The following is a 25,818-nucleotide window of genomic DNA, read 5'->3' as shown; positions in this document are numbered from 1 at the left end:
TCCTTAATTCACTTCCGTTTGTCGTTGTGCCAATAATTCAGCAAAAAAGCCTTGATGTTGTAATTGAGCAAAGTGTCCTTGTTGCACAATTTCTCCTGCTTGCATCACTAAAATGCCATCGGATTGCTTCAAATCCTCAATGCGATGGGTAATCATCAATGTAGTTTTCGCTTTACCTAATTGTTGCAAGCTGTTCAACACCTTATTTTCAGAACGGGCATCCAAACTGGCGGTCGGCTCGTCCAACAACAATAATGGCGTATCCTGCTTCAATAACGCTCTTGCCACCGCTAAACGTTGTGCTTGCCCAACTGATACCCCAAAACCGCCATCCTGTAATGGTTTATCCAATAAAGGGATCAGTTCTTCAACATAAGCCTGTTGCAAAGCAGATTTGAGTTGTTCATTGCTAGCATTCTGATTAGCAAGACATAAATTTTCGCGAATTGTGCCTTGCAACAACAATGGGTTTTGCCCCACCCAAGCCAATTTCTGCCGCCATGCATTCAGATCCAGTTGATTCAGTTCAATACCATTAATCAATAAGCTTCCTCGATAAGGCAAAAATCCCAACAATACGTTCATTAGCGAGGTTTTTCCGGCTCCACTTTGTCCGACCAATGCAATATTTTCGCCTGCATTAATCGTGAAAGTTAACGGTTTCGTCAAAGCCTTACCGTCCGGCGACAACACCTCTAACGCTTTAGCTTCAATATGAATTGAGCTGCCATTGATGGTTTCATTTCCTTGCTGTGCGATTAAAAAATCTTGAGAAAGGAACTCTTCTATCGTATCCGCCGCCCCGATTGCTGCCGCTTTGTCGTGATAATAAGTGCCGAGATCACGCAATGGCTGATAAAATTCGGGCGCTAAAATCAAGCAAAAAAAGCCGGCAAACAGTGTTACACCTGTGCCATAACTACCGAATTCAATTTGACCTAAATAACTAAACCCGAAATAAACCGCTGTCAAAGCAATTGAAATTGAAGTGAAAAATTCAAGTACCGCTGATGAGAGAAAAGCGATTTTCAACACATCCATCGTTGTTTCACGAAAATCTTCAGTACTGTCTTCGATTTGTTCCGTCTGTTGTTGTGTGCGGTTAAAAATACGCAAATTTTCCAATCCTTGTAAACGATCCAAAAACTGACCGCTCAGACGGGAAAGTGTGGTGATATTACGCTGATTTGCTTCCGCCGCCTTAATGCCGACCAACGCCATAAAAATTGGAATCAGCGGCGCGGTCAACAATAAAATCAAGCCTGCCGCCCAATTTACCGGGAAAATAGCAATTAATAAAATCAATGGTGCCGCCCCTGCCAAATATTGCTGAGGCAAATAACGCGCATAAAAGTTATGCAAATTCTCTACCTGCTCCAGTGCCAACGTTGCCCAGCTACCTACCGGCTTATAAGACAATGTGGCCGGACCGACTTGCTGCAATTTAGTTAAAATCTGTTGGCGTAAATGTCGACGCAACCGTTGTCCGCTGTAAAAACCGACTTTCTCTCGCGCGTAAAGCAACCCAGCCCTGACCAAAAAAATGATCGGCAAGGCAATAAATGAAGGCAGCAGCTGTTCTCGCGGCAACTGCGCAATGATGAGATCGTGCAGTAATCCTGCTAATAACCAAGTTTGAACAACTAAGAGAATTGTGGAAATAATCGCAAATAGAAGGTTTAGTCTTAAAGGCTTGCGAATCAGTTTATTTTGCTGTTTTAACCAGTTTTGTAATTGTTTTTGGCGTGATTTTTCCATAATGGTTTAAAGACAAAAAGAGAAACAAAATCCCCTCAAAAAATTGAGGGGAATAACATCATTAAGCACCTTTCGCTTGTTGGGCATCGAGATAACGTTCCGCATCCAACGCTGCCATACAGCCGGTTCCTGCTGAAGTAATTGCCTGACGATAATGTTGATCCATCACATCGCCGGCAGCAAATACACCTTCAACCGAAGTCGCGGTGGCATTGCCTTGCAACCCTGATTTCACCACAATATAACCATTATTTAATGCCAATTGACCGGCAAAAATATCGGTATTCGGTGCGTGACCAATCGCTACAAAAACACCATCTACACTCAAAGTTTCTTGTTGTTCAGATTGTGTGTCTTTTAACTGTAAGTGAGTAACCCCCATATTGTCCCCACAAACCTCCGCTAAAGTACGATTAGTGTGCAACACGATTTTCCCTTCTTCCACCTTCTTCATTAGACGATCCAAGAGAATTTTTTCGCTACGAAATTCATCACGACGATGCACTAAATGTACAGTGGACGCAATATTAGCTAAATATAACGCCTCTTCTACAGCAGTATTACCACCACCAATCACAGCTACCGGCTTATTGCGATAGAAGAAACCATCACAAGTAGCACAAGCTGATACACCGCGACCTTTATAATTCTCTTCCGATGGTAAGCCTAAATATTTTGCTGATGCTCCAGTAGCAATAATTAGGGCATCACAAGTAAATGTTTGGCTATCACCATATAAAGTGAATGGACGCTTGGCGAGATCAACTTTATTAATATGATCGAACACAATTTCTGCTTCAAATTTTTCAGCGTGTTCCAACATTCTTTGCATTAATTCGGGGCCTGTGGTTTCACCTGCATCACCTGGCCAATTTTCAATTTCATTGGTTGTAGTTAATTGTCCACCTTGTTGTAAACCGGTTACCAATACTGGTTTTAAATTTGCACGCGCCGCATAAATTGCAGCAGTGTAACCTGCTGGGCCGGAACCTAAAATTAATAATTTACTATGTTTTGTTTCCATTTTTTGCCTCTACTCTTGTTCTTACAAAAACGTCGTTAATATAACAATGAATACACTAACCGACGATATTTATTCGTTAACGGATCACTATTGCCTAAAGCGGATAAAATCGCCAAATACTGACGTTTCACCTCGCCCTCTTCGGCATTCAGATCCTTTTGTAAAATTGATAATAATAAATTCAACGCCTCTTCATTGCGATTTGCCTGATGCAGTTGTACTGCCAATTTAATCGCAATTTCCGCTGTCGGATTTTTTTGATAATCCTGTTGTAATTGCTGAATTTCCGGTGTATCCGCCGCTTGAATTAAGAGTTCAATTTGTGATTGCAGACCTTGCCAACGGCTATCCCTGTCTTGTATTGGAATCTGATTCAGAATTTCCTGTGCCGGCTCAACCTTTTTCATTGCAATATAGGTTTCAGCATATAACAGTGCGACATCACTGTTTTTCTTATCAGAAAGTTCCCACGCCTGTTTTAACAACGGCAATGCCTGCTCATAATTTTCTACCGCTAAATAATCCAACGCTTGGTTAAATTTAATTTCATCCTCTTTCGGTAAAATCACTTGCAAACGTTGCTCCAATTCCGCCTCTGGTAACATACCTTGAAAACCATCCACCGGTGCGCCATCTTTAAAAAGATAGGTGGTCGGCAACGCCTGAATACGAAATTGCGCTGCAATCATCTGTTCCGTTTCACAATTAACCTTCGCCAGGATGAACTGCTCGGCATATTTTGCAGCAAGTCGCTCCATCGTTGCGACAAAATCAAGTGAAGTGCGATCTGAAGCCGCATAAAACAGAAATGCCAGTGGCTGTGTTTTGCCCATATCCAACACTTCTGCCAGATTCTGCCCGTTTACCTCAATAATTTGTTGCATATATTATTCCTATTCTTCCAACAAAAGTTGTTAGAGTTTAGCAAAAAGCGCGTACATTCGCAGTATCAATTTAGGTTGATTCCGTCTATTGTAGGATTTTTCAGCGGAACACTTAATCAAGAAAGAAGTTATAAGTACTTTTGTGTATAATTTGCCGGTTAAATTTATTATGAGAACGATTATGGATTTATTAAAACTAAAATGGCAAGCATTGGCACCTACTTTCTCTTTTTCTCAATCTGTAGATCCGCAACAAACCTTTTGGGATCTTCAACCAAGAGCCACTGCCGCTATTGATAATTGGCTGGCACAAAATAGCAATGCAATTTTAGTGCTAAAAGGCGATGAGCAGTTTGTCGATTTGCTAAGACTGCAACACTATTTAATAGAGCATTATTTTGCCGATAAACCTGTAACAGTGAATGGCGTGCATTACCAATTTCAGCAGCCTGATGCCAATGATTTTCCGACAATTGAGATGCGTCCGGCGCAATCCGTACAAGATAACTTTGCTCAACGTTATTGGGTGAAATGTGCCGATTATCTCTCTCCGCAATATCTTTTTGGGCAAGTGTTACAGCTGGTTAACAGTAATAAAATCCAACTGATACCAGGCTTAATTCACCAAATAAACGGCGGTATCCTCATTTTGTCCGCCGCGCAATTACTCTCACAATTTGACCTTTGGCAACGTTTATTAAGCATTCTGCAACAGCAACAATTTCATTGGCAACTAGATGATATTTTACAGCGTCAAACCTGCGTTATTCCGCCAATGCCATTGAAATTAAAATTAATTATTGTAGGCAGTCGAGATAATCTTGCCGAATTTGAAACTTTTCAGACGGATCTTTATCAATTAGCAGATTATGCTGAAATCGCTGCTTATACAGAGATTGAAGATGAACAGCAACAACAGCAATGGGCAAGCTATCTTATTGAGTTAGCAAAAAATGAGTTGCAATGTAATCTTGATCTTTCCGCCATTAATCGGATTTATCAATGGCTGACCAGAGAAAGTGAAGATCGACATTTAATCGCCAATTCACCAACACAGCTTATCACTATTCTGAAAGGTGCATTAAGTTATCAAGCAAATAGTAACGATAACAGCATTAATGCTGAAATGGTGGAGCAGTTCTATCAACAGCAGTGTTATCAACGCAATTTGTTACAACAACGCAGTTATCAAAGCATTCTTGCTGAACAGGTTTACATCGACACTGAGGGCGAAGAAATCGGACAAATCAATGGCCTATCCGTGATTGAATATCCGGGAGTTCCTTATAGCTTTGGCGAACCATCTCGCATTAGTTGTTTAGTTCAAATCGGCGAAGGTGGAGAAATTATCGATGTTGATCGCAAAAATGAATTAGCTGGCAATATTCACAGTAAAGGAATGATGATTGCACAATCTTGTTTAAGTAATATTTTGCAGCTACCGAGCCAACTTCCATTTTCTGCGTCACTGGTTTTTGAACAGTCGTACACTGAAATTGATGGCGACAGTGCCTCATTAGCAATGTTATGTGTACTTGTCAGTGCGCTTGCCGAATTGCCGTTACCACAAAATATCGCCGTAACAGGAGCTATCGATCAATTCGGCTTGGTTCACGCCGTTGGTGGTGTCAATCAGAAAATTGAAGGTTTCTTTGCCATTTGCCAACAACGTGGTTTAAATGGTAACCAAGGAGTCATTATTCCTGCCGTTGTCTGCAATCAGCTCAGCCTAAATCAAGAAGTGATTGATGCGGTGAGAAATCAACAATTTCATCTTTGGATTGTGGAGGATGCGGCACAAGCATTACAAATTTTATTACAACGTGATTTAATCGAAATGCCGGATAAAACTTATCACATCAATAATCGTCCGTTAAATCAACTCATTTTGCAAAATATCGAACAAAAATCAGAACATAAATCAGGTTGCTCAAAGTGGTTTTCCTGGTTAAGTGCGATGAAAAAAGCATAAAACGAACAAAAACTGATCCGACCATTCAGCTAACAGATGTAAGCTATTTTAAAAAGTATTTTTCCTTGCTAAAATAGTTCACATCTCGTTTTCCCTTTTTAGAAAACTCTTTTTATGCATATCGCAGGAGATCAGTATGCCTAACACAAGTACACAAAAAAGAAATTTTACCGCTCAGAAATCATTTAATTATGAAGACTTATTAGCTTCCGGTCGAGGCGAATTATTCGGCGAAAAAGGACCTCAACTACCAGCACCATCAATGTTAATGATGGATCGTATTGTCGAAATGGATGAATATAAAGGTCGATTTGGCAAAGGTTACATTGAAGCTGAACTTGATATACGCCCAGATTTACCATTTTTCGGTTGTCATTTTATTGGCGATCCTGTGATGCCTGGTTGCTTAGGTTTAGATGCAATGTGGCAATTAGTCGGTTTCTTCTTAGGGTGGATCGGTGGTGAAGGTAAAGGACGAGCATTAGGAGTAGGTGAAGTAAAATTCACTGGACAAATTTTGCCTACTGCTCAAAAGGTAACTTATCGCATCCATTTAAAACGTGTAATTAACCGCAAACTAATTATGGGATTAGCAGACGGAGAAGTAGAAGTTGACGGTCGTATTATTTATACTGCGGCTGATCTAAAAGTAGGATTATTCCAAGATACAACAATGTTCTAATAATCAAATCAAATAAAGATGAGAAATTTTCCATCTTTATTATTATAAAAATTATTTTTAGTTATTAAATATCAAACCTATTTTCTAATGGCATACTGACAAAAATTATAATAATGATTACTAAAAATCATATTTTCTTATAAATCTCATTCTTTAATTTTTTAAATTATCTCATTATAATAGTTTCCTTTTATCAATTGACAGGAGAAGCTATGTCACAAAATACAGAACATGTTAACAATCAAGTTAGCAATGCTTTAGATTTACAAAATGTTGATTGGCATTCATTATTAGATGAACAACATTTACTTAATATTTTTAATGACTGGATTGTTCCTTATTCAATTAAAATTTTATTAGCTATCGTTATTTTCTTGGTTGGGAAGCGACTAGCAAAATTTATTAGTAAATTATTAGCAACAATGATTCTTCGCACAGTAAAAGATGAGATGTTAAGTGAATTTATTCGATCAATTGCCTATTTTGCTTTATTATTAATTGTAGTAATCGCATCACTCTCTCAACTAGGCATTAATACTACCTCTTTGGTAGCATTAATTGGTGCTGCCGGTTTAGCTATCGGTTTATCCCTACAAAATTCACTGCAAAATTTTGCTGCTGGTGTGATGATTTTGATATTTAAACCTTTCCGTAAAGGGGACTTTATCGAAGTTGCCAGTGGTTCCGGAACAGTAACACAAATTGGTTTATTAATGCTGGAACTAAGAACTGGAGATAATAAAACTGTATTAGTGCCGAATAATCAAATTTTCACACAAAAAATTACCAATTATTCTTTAAATTCGACTCGCCGTATTGACTTTATTTTTGATATTTCTTACGAATCGGATATTACCAAAGCAAAAGAAATTATTGCACGTTGTTTGCAAGAAGAACCTCGTGTATTAAAAGAACCAGCACCATTAATCGCAGTGGGTGCATTAGCGGCAAGTAGTGTTCAGTTATTTGTTCGTCCTTGGGTAAAAACTGCTGATTACTGGGGTGTACATTTTGATATTATGGAAAAAGTAAAATTAGAGTTTGATGAAGCTGGTATCGATATTCCGTTTAATCAACTGGATATTAATTTTCCTGAAAAAGCAGTAGAAATTATTAAGCAAAATTCAGAAAATAAATAAACTTTAATTCCAAAAATCAAGGCGTGTTCAAATTAGCACGCCTTTATTGTTGCAATAATCGTTTGGTATATTCGGTCTGTGGATCAGAAATTACTTCTAATGTATCTCCATATTCAATGATTTGCCCATCCTGCAACACTAATAATTGATCAGAAATATGTTTAATAATTCCAATATTTTGCCCAATATAAATATAAGCGATACCTAATTGTTCCTGTAATTTCAGTAATAAATTAATTAATTGAGCGCGTACTAAAGAGTCAAGAAAATTAAGTGCATCATCGACAATAATAACTTCCGGCTCTAAAATTACTGTTCTTGCCAGTGCTACCCGTTGTTTTTGACTGATCGTTAAATCACTGAAACGAATATTGGTATGATTCGGTGATAACCCGACTAAACGTAATGTATGAAAAATTTTCCGATTCCGCTCGCGTTCCGAAAGCGGTGTTGCTAATCTTAACGGTAAATCTAATGTCTGTCCCACATTTAAATGTGTATTAAATGTTGAGTTCGGATCTTGGAATAACATACGGATATGTTTAGAACGAAATGAATAGTCACCAAATTTCAGCAATTTATTTTTAAAATAAATTTCACCTCGGCTTGGCTCAGTAATGCCCATAATCATTTTTGCCAAAGTTGATTTACCCGAACTGTTTTCGCCAATAATTGCTAATGTTTGCTTTTGTTCCAATTGAAATGAAATATCTCTAACTGCATCAAAAGCTCGATTAAATAAGGATTTGCCGCTAGTCGGGAAGGTTTTAGTCAAATTCTCAATGCGTAATACTACTTCACCCATCTTATTACTCTTCTTTTCCAGTTAATGTTGCTTGGATCGTAATCGGCTCCACTTTCTCTTTTGTTTCAGAATGAACACGAATATTTAACGGATAATAACAAGCATATTCGTGTTGTTTTAATTTCCGCAACGGTGGTTTTATCACACATTTACGTTGAGAGAATGGGCATCGTGGCCCTAAACGACAACCAATCGGAATATTCGTTAATAAAGGTACCATTCCCGGTAATGCATTAAGCTGGGTTTTAGGCGCCAACGGAATATTATAATCCGGATTGGAATTCATTAACGCCATTGTATATGGATGAAATGGCGAGTTCATAATAATCTCTTTCGGTCCACTTTCCACTGATTGACCACAATACAAAACATTAATTGTTTCACACCATTCGCTGACAGAAACTAAATCACTGCTTAAAAATAAAATCGTAGTACCGTGATTTTGATTCATTGCTAATAAAAGACGGTAAATTTGACTTTGTGTATTAGTTCCTAGTGCGGTTGTTGCTTCATCAGCAATCAATAAACGGGGCTGATTAGCAATTGCCATTGCGATCATCACTTTTTGTCCTTCACCTTCCGTAATTTCGTTAGGATAACTCCGCATAATATCTTTATGATCACGAATACCAACACGATGCAACAATTCCACAACACGCCGCTTTTTCCAACCAAACCAACGCCACCATTTGCCTTTGAAAGTCCAATTTGGAATAGATTGAATCAGCTGATCTCCAATGGTTTTACTTGGGTCGAGATAAGTCAAAGGATCTTGATAAATTAGTGAAATTTCTCTGCCAACCAGTTTACGTCTCTTTGCCGGTGAAAGTTTTAATAATTCAATATCATTAAAACGGAACCGATCCGCACTAATAATCCAATCATCTTTTACAGCATTACAAATTACTTTAGCAATTAAACTTTTCCCTGAACCCGATTCCCCAACTAATGCATAAATATCTTCTTCATTAATAGTTAAGTTCACATTATCAACAATGCGAATTTTTCCATTTGCTGTTTTAATATCAATACATAAATTACGAATATCCAATAAAGCCATTATTTTCTCCCTCCTATGAATAATATTTATAGAAGGATCGTAATAAGCTGTTACTTAATACGTTAATGACCAAAATAGAAAACATTATCGCAGTTCCTGGTAACACAACCGCCCAAGGCGCAATATATAATAAATCAACCGAATCTCTTATCATCGCTCCCCATTCCGGCATTGTTGATGATGCTCCCAAAGAAATAAAGCTTAATGCACTCACATCCATAATTGCTAGAATAAATATTCTAGCTGTCTCTCTGACAAAAACCGGAAAAATATTAGGTAAAATAGTTTCTTTTAATAAAATATATTTTGAAATACCTTCCAAACGAAGTAATAATACATAATCTTTTTGTAATTCCTGTTGTACAGCATTATCTATTTGATGAATAAAATGAGGTAATAAAGCTAAAAAAATAGCCAACATTGCATTGGTTAACCCACTATTAATTAATGCCGCAATAATAATAGCGACCAATAAAATTGGAATGGATAAAAATACATCACCAAGATATTTTAATGTTCTAGATTTTACCCCTTGATTAATTCCAATGATTAACCCTAGACCACCACCAATTATTAAAATTGCTAACACAATAATCAATGCAGAACCGAATGTATAATGAACTCCCCATAAAATACGACTAAATAAATCTCGTCCGATATCATCAGTTCCCAATAAAAAAACTAAATTACCACTTTTATCCCAAAATGGTGGCATTAATTCATTACCTATAAATTGTTGATCCGGAGAATATGGTGATAAAAATGGTACTAAAATAGCAATAACTACCAATCCGGAAAAACAGAATAAACTGAATAAAGCAATACGATCTTTACTGAATATTTTCCAAATTGCTTTTTTTGCTTTCGTATTCCGGAAATCTTCTACCCTCTGCTCAATCATACCAAGCCTTTTTCTTAAACGGATCTAAAATAAATTCACTTAAATCTGCTAATAAATTAATAAATAATACCACTATTCCAATTACAATAACCCCACTTGCTACCGCATTATAATCCTGTTCAGAAAGTGCAGCAATTAACCACTGACCTATGCCAGACCAATTAAAAATATTTTCAATCAACATACAAGCTGCTAGTGTCAAAGTAAATGTACGAATAATATAAGGCAATATAGGTGCTAATGTGTTACGTAATAAATAAACACGAAGAATCTTAAATTTTGACCAACCACGAGTTAAAGCAGTCTTAGTATAATTGGCCGAAATAACCTGCTCCGCCCTATGCTGTGTTAATCGGATAATCTCCATCATCGGCATAATCATTAAAACCAATGTCGGCAATACCAAATGTTGCAATACACTTTGCACAATTTTAATTTTATACGGTTCTTCCACAAACCAAACATCAATAATCGCAAAACCGGTTACCGGTTTAATTTCATATAATGCATTATATTGACCAACTGATGAAATTTCCCAATTATAAATTGCTGCCAAATATAATAAAATTAAACCAATCCAATAAACTGGAATAGATAGCCCTACTGAAGAAAAACCTCGTATGAATTTACTAACAGAACGATTACTTAATGCTCCTATAAACCCTAATGGAATTCCAAATAACAAAGCCAAAATCATCGCAGCAATACATAATTCTAAAGTTGAAGGTAAAACAGATAAAATTTGATCTCTTAAGAGTTCACCACCGATATATGTAATACCAAAATCTGCATTTGCTAATTTTTCAATATACTGCAAATATCCTTGAAGGGTTGAACCTTCAAATAAGACTTGATTAAGAGGATCTTTCAACATAATGGTATATGCTAATATTGATAAAATCACTAAAGAGATAAAAATCAGTAATAGTCGTCTAATCAAAGCAATAATCATTTTTTCCCCTCATTTAAAGACAATGATGAAAAATGAATATTTCCAAATGACGTCATATTTAATCCTATTACCCGATTATTTGAAACTAATACATTATTTACTGTAGCAATCGGGATAATCGGCACTTGTCTAATAATTAATTGCTGTGCCATATCATAGTCCAATGCTCTTAATAACTGTACATTAGTTTGCAATGCTCTAATTAATAATGCATCAAGTGGTGGATGACACCAATTACTTAAATTAGAGATAGTATTTTGTGATGGACAACTTAATATTGGTCTTAGGAAACTATCCGGATCTAAATTATTTGTAATCCAACCTGTTAAAATCATATCATAATTATCCGTACCATCCTCTACACTCTGTTTAAGAAAATTATAAGATACTACTTTTACATTCAATTTTATACCTAATTGTTCCAAATCATATTTTATCATTTCTGCTAATTTGACTGGATTAGGATCATAAACTTGCTCTTCATTAATTACCCAAAGAGAGAGATTAAGTAATTTATCAGATAATAATGATTTTGCCTTTATTGGATCGTAATTATATTCAAATGAAGTCGCATTAAAACGCGAAGCCCACGAAATTTGTGGAATAATACTTTGTGCAATTTTAGCCGTATCATAAAAAATATGTTTAATAATCCGAGGTCGATTAATTGCATAAGCTATCCCTCGTCTTACATCAATATTTTGCATAATTGGGCGCTTCATATTTAATGCTAAAAAAGATAAATTCATACTATCGGAAGAACTTATTTGCACACTAGGCAAACGTTCATTTAATAATTTGAGCTGGCTTGCATCTGGAAATGCGACAATATCACATTCACCATTTAAAAACCTTGCCAAGCGTCCTGTTTTTGTTGTTGAAACATCAATGACAATATTTTTAATATTCGCTTTTTCTCCCCAATAACCATCATTTCTTACTAAGCGAATATTTTTATCGCGAAAATAACTCTTTAATTGATAAGGCCCAGTACCGATAGGCAAAATATCCAATTGTGCCAAATTACCATCAGCATTGAGTTGTAGAGCATATTCATACGACAAAATCACGGCATTAGGTCCGGAAAGATGGGAAAGCACTGAAGCATCTGGGGAAACCAGATTAATCTGAACTTGATAAGGATTTAAAGCGACAACCGAATTAATTTTATTCCTTAATTTAATACTTTCAAAATAGGGAAAATGTTTATTTTTTGCTTTCTCATTGAACAACTGATATTGCGAAATTTTACTGTTTTCCTCATCAAAATCATCATTCACAGGCAAAATACCGTCATTTTTTCCTAAAATACGATTTAAAGAAAAAACAACATCTTCCGCATTAAAATCTCTTGTTGGCGTAAACCAACCTGTACTGTGAAATTTCACACCTCGACGTAAATTAATCAAAATATGTTTACCGTCCGCTGAGATGTGATACGAAGTTGCCAACGAAGGTACGACCTGATTATCATTTCCCGTCAGTTCAAATAATTTATTATATATCTGATCAGCAACAATATTGGTATGACTACCAATCTCTGCCGTTTGTGGATTCAACGACACAGGTAAATCGTGTGTACAATAAACTAAACCATTATTCAACACCTCTTTTGGAACTCTTGGTGCCGAAAATGCCGTCTGTACGAAGATAAAGCAGATAAAAATTGTAATATATTTAATCAAAGCCATTGAAAAACCAGCTTACTTACTTACTAATCTATTCTCATCTAAATTCAGCAAACCAGCATATTAACTAGCGATTGCTTCTTTGTAAAAGGATATTATCGTTAATAGTCTATTAAATCATCAAAATCACGATCTTAATCAATACTTTGTTTTTAATTCTAGATACAAAAAATATCATAATCTTAATTAAAATACTCCAAACAGAATAAATTTCATTCCTTAATTTATAAAAAATCATCACTAAACCGATTTAGCTTTAATAAAATTGGTGTAATTTTTAACCAAATAACTCCTATTGATTATTTTTTTATTATATAAAATATTTTTTGTTTTATCATTTCGTCAGTTATCATTTCAACAAAATGAAAGCTAATAGTAAAAAACACTATATCTTATTGATAAAATTAGGAAATTTTCACGAACCGGATGCAGAAGTCCCACTTGGTGAAAATCGCTAATCTGATTAAAAAAACCTCCTTTTGAAAATACGTTTTAACATTATGTTAAAACGTATTTTTCTTTAATCTTTCTTAAAAATCGTTCTCTTGATAAAACGCAATTCATCGTTATATATCACAACAAATACTTTTTTCACTTCTAAAAAATCAGCTACACTAACAACAATTAAATAAATTTAAGTCTATTATGCTAAAAACGTTACAAAACGAACTAGATAATTTGATTGAACGCAGCTTGGATCAAACTTTACGTCTGGCGGTAACCGGCTTAAGCCAAAGTGGGAAAACTACATTTATCACCGGATTTATCAATCAACTATTATCATTAAATACGGTAGAACACCCTCAATTGCCATTATTCAATGCTGCTCGTCATCACCGCATTTTAGGTGTTAAGCGCCTAACTCAAAAAAATTGGGAGCTTCCCCGTTTTGAATATGAAGATAATTTGCTATCACTGCAAAAATCACCACCACAATGGCCTCAATCAACTCGTGGATTAAGTGAAACCAGATTAGAAATTCATTACCAACATAGCCGAAGTTTATTACGTCATATTAAAGCAAACGGTGTGCTTTATTTGGATATTTTTGACTATCCCGGAGAATGGCTGCTTGATTTACCTTTATTATCACAAGATTTTCAACATTGGTCGCAAGCTATGCACCAACTGTTGCAAGGAGAACGAAAACAACTGGCTCAGCCTTGGTTGGAAAAATTGCAAAAGCTCGATCTTACACAAGTCGCAGATGAACACTTTTTAGCTCAACTTGCCAAAGATTACACCGACTATCTGCATCAATGTAAATCCGCCGGTTTTTACTTTATTCAACCGGGACGCTTTATTCTTCCCGGAGAAGCGGAAGGCGCAATCGCTTTGCAATTTTTTCCATTGGTTCATCTTTCTGAACAACAATGGCAACAGTTACAAAAAAATGCCGACAAACAGAGTTATTTTTCGGTGTTGCAACAACGTTATTGCTATTACAGAGATCAAATTGTCAAAGCCTTTTACCAGCAACATTTTTCACGTTTTGATCGTCAAATTATTCTGGCTGATTGTCTAACAGCGCTTAATCATAGCCATCAAGCGTTTATTGATATGCAAATGGCATTACGGGCTTTATTCCAAAGTTTTCATTACGGACAACGCAATTTTTTCAGCCGTCTGTTTTCGCCAAAAATCGACAAATTGTTGTTTGCCGCAACTAAAGCGGATCATATTACAACCGATCAAATTCCCAATTTGATCAGTCTGTTACGACAATTAGTTCAGTCAGAAGGTGAGCATCTACAATTTTCACATATTGATATTGATTTCACCGCATTTGCGGCGATTCGTGCCACACAACAAGTGATTGTAGAAGAACAGGGGCAGCAATTTAAAGCCATTCAAGGCGTTAGAAGTATAGATAAAAAATCGGTAACACTCTTTCCCGGATCAGTGCCACAACGGCTACCAACTGCCGATTTCTGGAAAAATTCCGCTTTTGAATTTGATCAGTTTGAACCGCAAACGGCGCTTGAAGGCGAGCCATTACCACACTTACGACTTGATTCAGTTTTAGAATATTTATTAGGAGACAAATTAACATAATGAACAATAAACACCTATTTCAACCCCAAGACAGCGAACCGCAGCCGGAAAAGCTAAAAACAAAACGAGAATTTCACCCTACCCAAGTTGAACTCGATCAAAGCGCATATCAGGAAGAGGGTGAAATGGAGCAACAATTACAACAAGCCATTCAGCGTCCGCTTTCTTGGTGGCAAAAAGGATTAATTGGCACTGTTGCCCTGTTTGGCGCAGCAACCATTGCGCAGGCAATTCAGTGGTTGGTCGATGCTTGGCAGCAGCACCAATGGATTAATTTCGCATTTGCACTCGTTTTTGCTGCCATTGTTGTCTTTGGTGTCAGTGCCGTAGTCAAAGAATTTCGTCAATTACGACAACTCAAAAAGCTGGCAATATTACAACAACAGAGTCAACACTTGCAGCTTAATTCGCCGATCAGCAACACAGAAGATAGTACTAAGCTGACAAAGCAATTACTAAACTATATGCAAATATCACCACAACAACCGCAATATCAACAGTGGCAGCAATATGCAAATCAAGGCTATAACGCATCAGAATTGCTCAAACTCTTCAGTGAAGAATTTCTGCATCCACTCGATCAGCAAGCGCAAAAAATTGTTAATAAACAAGCCCTTGAAGCAACAATGATTGTGGCAATTAGTCCATTAGCACTGGTAGATATGGCTTTTGTTGCTTGGCGTCATCTACGTTTAATCAACAAATTGGCAGCATTATATGGGGTTAAATTGGGTTATTTCAGTCGTATCCGTTTAATCAGAATGGTGTTGTTCAATATTGCTTTCGCCGGCGCAACCGATGTTATTCGTGATATTGGAATGGATTGGCTTTCGCAAGATCTTACTGCAAAGCTGTCAGCACGTGTCGCGCAAGGTATTGGTGTCGGTCTGCTTACAGCACGATTAGGCATTAAAACGATGGAATTTTGTCGCCCCGTTCCTTTCACTGCAAAAGAGAAACCAAGATTACATACCATTCATAAGTTATTAATTACTGAAGTTAAAAATGTGATTAAAGATAATATTTTCAAAACCGCAGAAAAAGAAGCACGTTAATATTATTACCTAGTGGCATGATGACTAACATTTTTTTGATGGGCAACATATGAAGGTTGCCCTATAACTAATTTATATTTATCCGTATTAGTTGTTGCCTTATTTGCCCACACTTTATAGAATAGCTTACCTTGTCTAAATGTGGTTTCATTGAAACTCTTCTTCACCCTTTCGGGTAGAATGCTTCACTAGAAGTGAATCTCACTTCGAAGTCAGAATAGTGCATCAAATGAGTTCCATTTAATGCACTGTTTGATGAGTTGAAACATTTACACATTGTTCAAGTACCAATAAAAATCGTAAGATTTTTTAGTCGCTTGGCATTGGTCGAGCTATGGCATTAACTCACTACTGTAATGGAGAATTTTGTGAAAAAAATCACTACTTTATTAGGTATTAGCGCACTTGCTCTTGGTATCAATACGGCTGTTCACGCTGATGCGGACACCGTTTACCTTTATACTTGGACAGAATACGTACCTGACGGTTTGTTGGATGACTTTACTAAAGAAACTGGCATTAAAGTTAATGTTTCCAGTCTTGAATCCAATGAAACAATGTACGCTAAGTTAAAAACTTTGGGTGATAGTGCAACTTATGATGTCATTGCGCCATCAAATTACTTTGTATCCAAAATGGCAAAAGAAGGGATGTTACAACCTTTAGATCACAGTAAATTACCTGTGATTAAAGACCTTGATCCAAATATGTTGGATAAACCATATGATCCAGGTAATAAATATTCTCTTCCTCAATTGTTAGGCGCGCCTGAAATTGCTTTCAATACTGACACCTACAAAGCGGAACAATTCACCTCTTGGGCGGATCTTTGGAAACCGGAATATAAAGGTAAAGTACAGTTATTGGATGATGCCCGTGAAGTCTTCAACATCGCTTTATTAAAACTTGGTGAAGATCCAAACACTAAAGATCCAGCCATTATTAAAAAAGCATACGAAGAGTTATTAAAACTCCGCCCGAATGTATTGGCATTTAATTCCGATAATCCAGCAAACTCATTTATCGCTGGTGAAGTTGAATTAGGTCAATTGTGGAACGGTTCTATTCGTATTGCGAAAAAAGAAAATGCACCTATCAATGCCGTTTATCCAAAAGAAGGACCGGTTTTATGGGTAGACACTTTAGCTATTCCTAAAACATCTAAAAATCCTGATGCTGCACATAAATTAATTAACTATTTATTAAGTCCTAAAGTTGCTGCTCGTTTGGCAACCGAAATTGGTTACCCAACAACCAACTTGAAAGCAAAAGAATTATTGCCAAAAGAAATTACTGAAGATCCAAGCATCTACCCACCAACAGATGTATTGAAAAACAGTTATTGGCAAGACGATGTTGGTGATGCAATTCAATATTACGAAAACTATTATCAACAATTAAAAGCAGCTGAATAAGTGATATAACAATAAACTTTTTAATTAACGCCCTCATTTTTGAGGGCGTGTTATTTCTACTTTTTGATTTATAGTCTATTTTCTAATTTATTAAAATGAAACAAAGAAATACCACTTTTTTAATTTTAGGCATTATGATGATTGGCGTAGTGCTAAGAATGCCATTTACTGCTATTCCGCCTATTCTGCATGAAATTGCTACTGAATTTTCTATTCCAATCAGTCAACTTGGTATACTAACAACCTTACCACTTATTATGTTTGCTTTAGTTTCGCCTTTTGCGGCAAAACTCGGTCAACGCTTCGGTTTAGAAAAACTATTTGCAATGGCGTTGGTTTTAATGTTAATTGGCTCTACATTAAGAATTTTCTCTTTATCACTGCTCTTTACTGGCACCGTACTAATCGGTATCAGCATTGCAGTACTCAATGTACTGTTACCAAGCACTATTATGGCGAATCAACCAAACCGCTTAGGCAAACTCACTTCACTCTATTCTCTATCAATGACCTTTGCCACTATCATCGGCTCATCATTAGCAATGCCAATTACTACAGCTTACAGTTGGCAAACTATGATTCTGCTACTTTCTGCTATTTTGCTGATTGCATTGTTGGTTTGGTTGCCTAATATCAAACATAACCATTATTTAGACATGCACAATAAAAACCAAAATAATCCGACGCTATGGAAAAATAAATATGTATGGTGTTTCGTGATTTTCGGTGGCTTACAATCGCTTTATTTCTATACTACGTTGGCGTGGTTACCGACAATGGGGCAACAGGCCGGTCTGTCTGCCAACACAACCGGCTATTTGCTTGGTGTTTTTATGTTGGTAACAATTCCATTAATGCTGTTTTTACCCACTGCTTTTATCCGTTGGTCAAGCCAAAAACGCCAAATCGTTATTATACTTTTTATGTTAATCGCTTTACTTGGCGTAATGATGATGTTATTAAATTACCAAAGCATTACCTATTGGCTATTTGTCAATATTTTTACCGGATTAGCAGGTGGTGCATTATTCCCTTATCTTTTAACAATGCTATCTGTAAAAACTACCTCACCAACCAATACGGCTAGATTATCAGGGGTTGTTCAATCCGGAGGATATCTCTTAGCTGCCTGTGGGCCGGTATTATTCGGTTACGGCTATGGTATTTGGCATAGCTGGTTACCACAAATCTGGGTTCTTTGCGGTTTAGTATTAGTAATGGCTATCGCAGCGTGGTTTATTGAAAAAACAGACAAAATTATCTAATTCAATCGACATCGCATAAATTAAATCGCGATGTCGATTTTCTTTGTTAAAATAACGTTTCCTTAATTAGGTTATTGATGATGTTATGATTATTACCACTGATATTATTACTATTTTACAATATACTATTCCTATCACTATCTGGATTTGTCAAGTTTCTATCACTTTACGTCTGTTATTCAAACAGCAGGCAATGTCGGTTACCTTATCGTGGTTATTAATTGTTTATATCGTGCCAATTGTTGGCATCATTGCTTACTTTATTTTTGGGGAAATCAAGTTAGGTTCGCATCGCGCTAAGCTTTTCCACCAATTAAGACCTAAATATGTCGCTTGGTTTAATCAATATAAAGATTATAAAAATCTTGTCGAAAATAAAGAGGCATTACGATACAAATCACTGTTTGATCTTTGTCAACGTCGTCAAAACATTCCTTGTATTATTGGCAATGATCTACATATTTTGCAAACACCACAATCCATTATTCAAAGTATTATTAAAGATATTGAGCAGGCTAATTTTTCTATCAATATGACTTTTTATATTTGGCAAAGTGGAGGGCTTATCACTCAAGTTGAACAAGCATTATTAAAAGCTAAGCAACGTGGTGTGCAAATTCATATTCTACTTGATTCTGTAGGTAGTCGAGATTTTCTCTTGAGTAAGCATTGCCAACAATTACGCGACCAAGGAATCGAATTTTTAGAAGCATTACACGCTAATCCATTACGAATGTTTTTAGAGCGTATTGATCTTCGTCAACATCGCAAAATTGTAGTGATCGATAATCAAATTGCCTATACCGGCAGTATGAATATGGTTGACCCAAGTGAATTTAAACAGGATGCTAACGTTGGGCAATGGATTGATATTATGGTTAGAATTGACGGGCCGGTTTCCTCTATTCTTAATCATCTACACGCATGGGATTGGGAAATCGAAACTGAGCAACAGCAGCCTTTTGCTTTTGCACTTTGCCCATTATTGCCGATTGAAAATGACAATTCGCACGCTGTACAAATTGTTGCCACAGGCCCCGGCTTCCCAGATGATTTAATGTCGCAAACACTTTCAGTAGCCATATTTTCTGCTAGAAAATCAATCACAATCACCTCACCTTACTTCGTGCCAAACCAAAGCATTGAGGATGCTTTAAAAATCGCAGCGCAACGTGGCGTAGAAGTGAATATTATTTTGCCGAAAAAGAATGACTCAACTATGGTGCAATGGGCAAGTCGCGCACTTTTCGATAATTTATTAGCTGCTGGAGTAAAAATTCATCGATTTAAAGGCGGATTATTACACACTAAAAGTATTTTGATTGATCAACGATTAGCATTAGTCGGTAGCGTTAATATGGATATTCGCAGTTTTATGCTTAATTTTGAAGTAATGATGATTGTAGAAGATCGCGATTTTGCCAAAGAAATTTTGCAGCTACACCACAACTATTATCAGCAAACTGAAACCATCGATTATCAACAATGGCAACAGCGCCCTTTGTGGCAACGCTTTTTTGAGCGGTTATTTTTCTTTTTCAGCCCACTTTTGTAAAAACATTATGCAACAACAAGTTAGAACATTTAATCAATTGACTACACGAGAGCTTTTTCAGATTTATCAGGCTCGTACGGCAGTTTTTGTCGTTGAACAACAATGTTCATATCAGGAAGTGGATGAAATTGATCTATGCGCATTTCATCTCTGGCTATCGGAACAGCAACATCTTGTCGCTTATACTCGTATTTTTTTCCAAAATGAGTACGTTCATTTTGGACGTGTTTTAGTAATGCCAGATTTTCGTGGCAAAAGCTATGCTCAAACACTATTAAGAAGCACATTAGCTTTTATTCAACAGCAATTTCCAAACTATCTCATTGAAATTCAGGCACAACACTATTTGCAAGAATTTTATCAGAAATTCGGTTTTGTTGTGGTTTCAGATATCTATCTGGAAGACAATATCCCACATATTGATATGCGTAAATTTTGATGGCATTCTTCTGCCATCAATCATTAACCAAACCTTTTTTCCACCACAATACCAACCGATTTTGCTTGAGCAACGGCACTGGGCTTACTTAGTTTTAAACGAATTTGTGAGATTTGAAAACGCTGATGTAATTGATCCACCACCTCATATGCTACTCTTTCAATCAATGCAAATGATCGGTTACTGACATAATCAATGATAAATTCGCTAACCTCTGCGTAATTTAGACAAAATTGAACATCATCTGTCCGTGCCGCCTGCTCACTATCCCACGCCATTTCTAAATCAAACACTAATTTTTGTTTAATCTGTTGTTCCCAAGCATAAACGCCAATAGTGGTAAAAATAGTTAACTCTTCAATAAAAATAAATTCTTTCGTCATATAAATTTCGCCGTTTAATGAATTAATTGTAGCTATACTAACAATTTTGGTTACAATAAACAAAAGCCCAAATGAGTGAAAAGGAAAAGTTATGAGTCTATTTGCTATTTTTTATATGCTAATTGCCTATTTGATAGGTTCTATTTCGAGCGCGATCATTTTATGCAAACTCTTTCACCTTCCTGATCCTCGAGAAAACGGCTCTCATAACCCCGGAGCAACCAATGTGTTACGAATTGGTGGACGTTTGCCAGCATTACTGGTGCTAATTTTTGATATTCTTAAAGGAATGTTACCAGTTTGGCTCGGTTATTACCTACAACTAACACAGTTTGAATTAGGAATGGTGGCTTTAGGTGCCTGCCTAGGGCATATTTTCCCAATTTATTATCACTTTCGTGGTGGCAAAGGTGTAGCAACCGCATTCGGTGCAATTGCACCGATTGGCTGGTCTGTAGCAGGATTTATGCTTGGTGTCTGGTTATGTGTTTTCCTACTCACCGGTTACTCTTCTCTCAGTGCAGTAATTGCCGCATTAACCATCCCATTTTATGTCTGGTGGTTTCGCCCCGAATTCACCTTTCCAACCGCATTAGTTTGTTGTCTTCTTATCTACCGTCACCACGACAATATTCAACGTTTATGGCGTGGACAAGAAGACAAAATGTGGGATAAATTAAAAAATAAAAAGAAGAAATAATTATCTCAGCATAAATTTAATCGGGATTTTCTGTTCTGTAGCTAAACCTGCCGGACGTATGCCAACACTATTGGCTTTCGCTACTGCATCCATTGCCGACTTATCCAAATCTTCATAACCAGAAGAACGATGTAACCGCACATTTTGGATTGTTCCGTCATCCATCAAAGTAAACTGCACTATGACAGTACCTTGACGATGCAACATTTTTGCTCGTTGCGAATAACGTTTATGTTTTTCAATTTCTCGCCTTAATGCAGAACGATATGCTGCAAGCTCATCACTATTTGTTCCTGTTCCTTGTAAATTTTGTTGCTGTGTTGTAACAGGCGCACCCTGTGCTTTAGATTGTACTGCCTGCGAAACAGGGCGATGATTTTTCTTATGATCACGATGTTTTTTATGTTCCTTTTTACGCTCTACAACTTCTTTTTTAATCTCTTTTTTAGGCTGTTTCGATTCTTTTTTTATTGTCGGATCAGGAACAACTTCTTGTTTCTGAGTTTCAACTATCTTTTCTGGTTCAGGCTTGATTTCTATTTCCGGTTGAGGTTCTGGTTGAGGTTCCTCAACAATATTGGCAGAAAACAATTCCATTGAAATGATTGGTGAAATTTCTCCATTTATACTATTTGCTGACTGTTGCGTTCCATCAAATGACCAAACCACACCGGCAAATAATGCACTATAAATAGCAGTGGTAACATAAAAAGCAGGCTTGGTGTAATGCACTTAATTGCCTCCTTTATCCTTTACAGTAACAATGGCAACATTTTTGATCTCATTTTTACCTAATAAGTCGGTAATACTAACAAATTCTTGGAAAGTAGCTTCAGAATCTACTTTTAATGTTACTTTTTGTGATTTATCCCAACTCGCCATCTCTTTCTCTAAATCGGTTCTATTGATCGGCTTATCATTGAAATAAAGCTCACCATCTTTAGTGATAGTGAGCAGTTTCGCAAGTTCATCCGATTTAAATGCTACCGTGCTACTTGCTTTTGGTACATTCACCTTAATTTTACCTTGCGAAATAAAAGATGCAGTAATCAAAACAATTGCCAACAGTACTAACATAATATCAATGAAAGGAATGATATTAATTTCATCGAACTTCTTCATATCTCATTCCTATCTTGATTGTTCCGCCTGTAAAGATTTCCACTGTAAGCGTTTCACTTCCACTTTACGCCCTAAACCGTTGTAAAACATCATTGACGGAATAGCGACTAAAATTCCCACAGCAGTTGCTTTCAGTGCTAATGACAAATGAAGCATAATGGCACTAGCATCAATGTCGCCACCCGATTGCCCTAACTGGTAGAAAGTGAGCAAAATACCAATAACTGTTCCCAACAATCCCACATATGGTGCGTTTGCACCAATGGAGGAAATAATGGTTAAATGACGTGTAAGATCAATTTCAAGATCGTGGATATTCTGATAATTTTTAATATTGATTTTATGTAAAAACAATAAGCGCTCAATCACCATCCAGACCATTACAAAGCTCATCAACGCCAACAGACCTAAAATAATGTAATCAACATATTGTTGTAAGAAATCAAATAATGCATCCATTTTCCAACCCTTTAAAAACAACAAATATAAGGCATCATTGCAATGCACTTATATAAATTAACAGGAATAAAGACTTTCCGCCTTTATTTAAAGGTTGGCAGAAAGTCAAACCATTACTTAGAATTTATAAGAAACGGTGAATTTATAGTTACGACCGAGTTCATTATCTGAAGCCGCATAATATTTAGTTGCTTGAAAAAGCAGCGAGCGGTAATAATACAAATGAGGTTTTCTTCATTCCAAAATTCTCCTTAGGTTATTGAGGATTAAAAACTATCAATTAAATTAATGAGAACTATTATCAATAAAAAATTTATTGCTTTCAAGATATTTTTAGGAATTATTATCATTTTCTTGCAAAGAATTAGAATGAGATCATTTTGTAAGTTTTTTATAGAATTTATAAGAAAGATTAGGTCTATATAGTGATGAAAGAAACACTGATGAAGAGATTTTACTTTTTTATGCCGACGAATTTTATACTCCATTTATCTTTGAAAGAATCAATCCTGTCGGCAAAAATAAAAACGAATAACTATACTGACTAAATGATACCCTGTTCCTCCAATTTACTTAGAAAAAATGGCATCTGTTTCTTCCACCACGGCCAATCGTGATCAACATCGTATCCCCAAAAATCAAACCAAGCGACAATGCCTTTCGCCTGAAAAGCTTCTTGCAAACGTGCTGTATCTGCAACGTGCTGCTCTTCCCAAGCACCTTGTCCTACTGCCACAATATAGTGATTTTGTCGATAACGATCTAAAAACCAACTATCCTGCTGTCCCCAAAGATAATCTATCGGCGAATTGAAATATATCGCCTGATCCCCATAAAATTCCCCAGTAAAGAAACGAGCATCATAAACGCCACTTAGCGCAATCGCCACATCAAACAAATCCGGATGACGCAATGCAAAATTAATGGTATGAAACGCCCCCATACTGCAACCGGTCGCCATCATTGCGCCACCCCATTGCGATTCGTGCCGAATTAATGGCACCAATTCATTGATGATATAACGATCATAAGCATCGTGTGCTAATGCCATATCGTGTCCGGATTTGTAAGTTGCCAACCACGACTCTTTATCGTAAGAATCAGGCGTATAAAACTTCAGTAATCCACGATCTATAAAAGAACGGCAGGCTTCAATCATCCCGAAATTACCATATTCATTTTGATCACCGCCTGAGGATGGAAACACAATTACCGGCTTACCGGCGTGACCATACACATTAAAATACATTTCACGCCCTAGTTCACCGCTCCAATGACTTCTTCTCTCAAAATGCATAATTCACTTCCTCTCAATTATTGTTTTTGATGTGCAAATTGAATAATTTCCCGCATCTGCTCCAGAGTTTCAGTTCTCGCTAAAATTCCCTCTTCTCCCATAATTTTCGCAAAAATGCCCGGCACCTGTTGCACACTGATAATGTTGTTACCAAATTTTTCGCAAACTGCCTGTGTCGTATTAAGATAGTTTTTATTCGCCTTACGAGAAATATAAACTACATTCCACGGATGAGTAATATGCGCATAGAATCTATTTTCTTTAACAATATTGGCATATTCATTAAATACATCAAAATCATTCGCATAATTCCACATATCAATGGTTAAACCACCCGGTGGACGGCAGTTAATTTCAAGGGGTAATATTTCGTTGCTGCCCTTAACACGGAAAAACTCAAAATGGAAAAACCGCTCTCTGACATTAAAGGCTTCGACACAAATTTTACCGAGTTCAACTAATTTCGGTGAAATTTCACGTGGCACAAAATAGAACATATCGCCACCTTTTTCTACTGTATCCAACACTGCTTCAGAATATTCTAAACTGGAATAGAATACGATATTCCCATTGTGATCGGCTAAACCATCAAACGTCACAATATCTCCATCGATAAATTCCTCCATAATATATTCAACATTTGGTGCTTTATGTTCAAAGAAATGTATTAAATCTTGTTTTGTACGAATTTTATAAGTGTCACTCGCTCCAACACCCGAATTCGGTTTAATAATCACTGGCAATTTTAATTCTGCAGCCAAACGATGAGCATCCTCTTCATCAGAAAAAACACGCCCTTTCGCCACTTTCAACCCTGCTTCTTTAAACACTTCTTTCATTTGTGATTTGGTTTTAATCATTTTCATATCTTCGTTTTTATAACCAAACACATTAAAATCAGTACGAAGTTTTGCATCCAACTCCAACCAATATTCATTATGCGATTCAATACGATCAATCCGTCCATACTTATGTGCAAAATAGCCAACTGCACGATAAACTTGATCATAATCCTCCATATTATCAACACGATAATATTCTGTTAGTGAATTGCGTAGTCCTTCGCTTAATGATTCATAAGGAGCATCAGCAATTCCTAATGTATTAAAACCGTTTTCACGCAACCTATGTGCAAACGTTTCAAAATTGGTGGGAAAATGGGGTGAAATCATTACAAAATTTATTGGTCTTGACATCAAAGATTCCTC

The 25,818-nt window shown here is 36.5% G+C and carries 24 protein-coding genes; 10 read left to right on the top strand and 14 right to left on the bottom strand.

Annotated elements, in window-relative coordinates:
• Positions 1–3: 3 nt before the first annotated feature.
• From cydD to JP36_RS01960, 3 genes are all read right to left on the bottom strand, one after another.
• Entirely contained in the window at positions 4–1,758 is a 1,755-nt protein-coding gene (gene cydD / locus JP36_RS01970; protein WP_039171423.1) for a heme ABC transporter permease/ATP-binding protein CydD, read from the bottom strand.
• Between the two features lie 61 nt (positions 1,759–1,819).
• Positions 1,820–2,782, bottom strand: a complete 963-nt coding sequence (gene trxB, locus JP36_RS01965) for a thioredoxin-disulfide reductase (protein ID WP_039171421.1) — start codon at positions 2,780–2,782, stop codon at positions 1,820–1,822.
• Positions 2,783–2,817: 35 nt separating this feature from the next.
• Positions 2,818–3,666 (bottom strand): co-chaperone YbbN, encoded by an 849-nt coding sequence (locus tag JP36_RS01960; RefSeq protein WP_039171417.1) that lies wholly within the window; start codon positions 3,664–3,666, stop codon positions 2,818–2,820.
• Positions 3,667–3,847: 181 nt separating this feature from the next.
• Here JP36_RS01960 and JP36_RS01955 point away from each other — a divergent pair, with 181 nt between their 5' ends.
• From JP36_RS01955 to JP36_RS01945, 3 genes are all read left to right on the top strand, one after another.
• Positions 3,848–5,638 (top strand): AAA family ATPase, encoded by a 1,791-nt coding sequence (locus JP36_RS01955; protein WP_081964323.1) that lies wholly within the window; start codon positions 3,848–3,850, stop codon positions 5,636–5,638.
• A 136-nt stretch (positions 5,639–5,774) separates the two neighbouring features.
• A complete protein-coding gene (fabA, locus tag JP36_RS01950) occupies positions 5,775–6,320 on the top strand; it encodes a bifunctional 3-hydroxydecanoyl-ACP dehydratase/trans-2-decenoyl-ACP isomerase (RefSeq protein WP_039171415.1) in 546 nt (181 codons plus the stop codon).
• 212 nt (positions 6,321–6,532) lie between these two features.
• A complete protein-coding gene (locus JP36_RS01945; protein ID WP_039171412.1) occupies positions 6,533–7,459 on the top strand; it encodes a mechanosensitive ion channel family protein in 927 nt (308 codons plus the stop codon).
• Between the two features lie 43 nt (positions 7,460–7,502).
• Here JP36_RS01945 and JP36_RS01940 read toward each other — a convergent pair whose 3' ends face one another.
• Genes JP36_RS01940 through JP36_RS01920 form a run of 5 tightly spaced genes read right to left on the bottom strand, consistent with a single transcriptional unit; the run spans position 7,503 to position 12,868 of the window.
• On the bottom strand, positions 7,503–8,264 hold the full coding sequence (locus JP36_RS01940) for an ATP-binding cassette domain-containing protein (RefSeq protein ID WP_039135776.1): 762 nt from the start codon (positions 8,262–8,264) through the stop codon (positions 7,503–7,505).
• A gap of 4 nt (positions 8,265–8,268) precedes the next feature.
• The gene (locus JP36_RS01935) at positions 8,269–9,324 is read right to left on the bottom strand and encodes an oligopeptide/dipeptide ABC transporter ATP-binding protein (RefSeq protein ID WP_039171409.1); all 1,056 of its coding nucleotides are present in this window, start codon (positions 9,322–9,324) and stop codon (positions 8,269–8,271) included.
• A gap of 13 nt (positions 9,325–9,337) precedes the next feature.
• Positions 9,338–10,225 (bottom strand): ABC transporter permease subunit, encoded by an 888-nt coding sequence (locus JP36_RS01930; RefSeq protein ID WP_039135778.1) that lies wholly within the window; start codon positions 10,223–10,225, stop codon positions 9,338–9,340.
• On the bottom strand, positions 10,218–11,177 hold the full coding sequence (locus JP36_RS01925) for an ABC transporter permease (RefSeq protein ID WP_039135779.1): 960 nt from the start codon (positions 11,175–11,177) through the stop codon (positions 10,218–10,220). Before JP36_RS01925 ends, JP36_RS01930 begins: the two co-directional genes overlap by 8 nt.
• Positions 11,174–12,868: an ABC transporter substrate-binding protein gene (locus JP36_RS01920; RefSeq protein WP_039171408.1), complete on the bottom strand. Its 1,695-nt coding sequence runs from the start codon at positions 12,866–12,868 to the stop codon at positions 11,174–11,176. Before JP36_RS01920 ends, JP36_RS01925 begins: the two co-directional genes overlap by 4 nt.
• Positions 12,869–13,510: 642 nt before the next feature.
• Here JP36_RS01920 and JP36_RS01915 point away from each other — a divergent pair.
• The 6 genes from JP36_RS01915 (at position 13,511) to JP36_RS01890 (ending at position 20,649) form a co-directional block, all read left to right on the top strand.
• Complete coding sequence (locus JP36_RS01915) at positions 13,511–14,920, top strand: YcjX family protein (protein ID WP_039171405.1); 1,410 nt, start codon at positions 13,511–13,513, stop codon at positions 14,918–14,920.
• A complete protein-coding gene (locus JP36_RS01910) occupies positions 14,920–15,975 on the top strand; it encodes a YcjF family protein (RefSeq protein WP_039171402.1) in 1,056 nt (351 codons plus the stop codon). Before JP36_RS01915 ends, JP36_RS01910 begins: the two co-directional genes overlap by 1 nt.
• A gap of 395 nt (positions 15,976–16,370) precedes the next feature.
• On the top strand, positions 16,371–17,390 hold the full coding sequence (locus JP36_RS01905) for an extracellular solute-binding protein (protein WP_231924170.1): 1,020 nt from the start codon (positions 16,371–16,373) through the stop codon (positions 17,388–17,390).
• 95 nt (positions 17,391–17,485) lie between these two features.
• The gene (locus JP36_RS01900; RefSeq protein ID WP_039171396.1) at positions 17,486–18,655 is read left to right on the top strand and encodes an MFS transporter; all 1,170 of its coding nucleotides are present in this window, start codon (positions 17,486–17,488) and stop codon (positions 18,653–18,655) included.
• A gap of 85 nt (positions 18,656–18,740) precedes the next feature.
• On the top strand, positions 18,741–20,210 hold the full coding sequence (gene cls, locus JP36_RS01895) for a cardiolipin synthase (RefSeq protein WP_039135786.1): 1,470 nt from the start codon (positions 18,741–18,743) through the stop codon (positions 20,208–20,210).
• Between the two features lie 7 nt (positions 20,211–20,217).
• Positions 20,218–20,649 (top strand): GNAT family N-acetyltransferase, encoded by a 432-nt coding sequence (locus JP36_RS01890; protein ID WP_039171394.1) that lies wholly within the window; start codon positions 20,218–20,220, stop codon positions 20,647–20,649.
• 23 nt (positions 20,650–20,672) lie between these two features.
• Here JP36_RS01890 and folB read toward each other — a convergent pair whose 3' ends face one another.
• The gene (folB, locus tag JP36_RS01885; RefSeq protein ID WP_039136238.1) at positions 20,673–21,032 is read right to left on the bottom strand and encodes a dihydroneopterin aldolase; all 360 of its coding nucleotides are present in this window, start codon (positions 21,030–21,032) and stop codon (positions 20,673–20,675) included.
• Between the two features lie 91 nt (positions 21,033–21,123).
• Here folB and plsY point away from each other — a divergent pair, with 91 nt between their 5' ends.
• Complete coding sequence (gene plsY / locus JP36_RS01880; RefSeq protein ID WP_039136240.1) at positions 21,124–21,732, top strand: glycerol-3-phosphate 1-O-acyltransferase PlsY; 609 nt, start codon at positions 21,124–21,126, stop codon at positions 21,730–21,732.
• Here the strand turns inward: plsY and JP36_RS01875 are convergent, their stop codons facing one another.
• The 5 genes from JP36_RS01875 to JP36_RS01855 all read right to left on the bottom strand — a co-directional run bounded on the left by JP36_RS01875 (position 21,733) and on the right by JP36_RS01855 (position 25,806).
• Entirely contained in the window at positions 21,733–22,464 is a 732-nt protein-coding gene (locus tag JP36_RS01875) for an energy transducer TonB (protein ID WP_039136242.1), read from the bottom strand.
• Positions 22,465–22,854 carry a TonB system transport protein ExbD gene (gene exbD / locus JP36_RS01870; protein ID WP_039136244.1) on the bottom strand — a complete coding sequence of 130 codons (390 nt, stop codon included), beginning with the start codon at positions 22,852–22,854 and terminating at the stop codon, positions 22,465–22,467.
• A gap of 9 nt (positions 22,855–22,863) precedes the next feature.
• On the bottom strand, positions 22,864–23,313 hold the full coding sequence (gene exbB / locus JP36_RS01865; RefSeq protein ID WP_018347365.1) for a TonB-system energizer ExbB: 450 nt from the start codon (positions 23,311–23,313) through the stop codon (positions 22,864–22,866).
• Positions 23,314–23,857: 544 nt separating this feature from the next.
• On the bottom strand, positions 23,858–24,610 hold the full coding sequence (locus JP36_RS01860; RefSeq protein WP_039136251.1) for an esterase family protein: 753 nt from the start codon (positions 24,608–24,610) through the stop codon (positions 23,858–23,860).
• A gap of 17 nt (positions 24,611–24,627) precedes the next feature.
• A complete protein-coding gene (locus tag JP36_RS01855) occupies positions 24,628–25,806 on the bottom strand; it encodes an ATP-grasp domain-containing protein (protein WP_039171392.1) in 1,179 nt (392 codons plus the stop codon).
• Between the last annotated feature and the right edge of the window lie 12 nt (positions 25,807–25,818).

This window comes from Gallibacterium genomosp. 1 (genome assembly GCF_000771875.1).
In the GTDB taxonomy this organism is placed as follows: domain Bacteria; phylum Pseudomonadota; class Gammaproteobacteria; order Enterobacterales; family Pasteurellaceae; genus Gallibacterium.
This window is presented reverse-complemented; position numbering and strand designations above follow the sequence as displayed.